The organism is Vibrio sp. 10N.222.55.C6 (genome assembly GCF_041473395.1).
Classification (GTDB): Bacteria; Pseudomonadota; Gammaproteobacteria; order Enterobacterales; family Vibrionaceae; genus Vibrio; species Vibrio crassostreae_C.
Genome location: NZ_JBFRSD010001210.1, coordinates 1 through 216, shown reverse-complemented (window position 1 = coordinate 216; position 216 = coordinate 1). Strand labels below are relative to the sequence as shown.

Here is a 216-nt window from a genome sequence, read left to right as displayed (position 1 = left end):
TTAAGTGAGGGAGATATCCCAGTACTTGCAATGGTCATTCCTGCTTTATGGATTTTGCCGCAAGGAGGCATCGCAGGATTAGCTTTGCTTGTCTCCATGACCACTTATGGATTAACGCTACCGCTACAACCCATCACGCTATCAGTCAGCGTATGGGTATTATTCCCACTATTGATGGTGGTCTTTTCAAAACGCAGCAGTTTGTCGGTCGTGATT

General features: G+C 45.8%; 1 pseudogene. It reads left to right on the top strand.

Annotated elements, in window-relative coordinates:
- Positions 1-216, top strand: a pseudogene (locus tag AB4486_RS28225) (hypothetical protein); the annotation flags it as partial.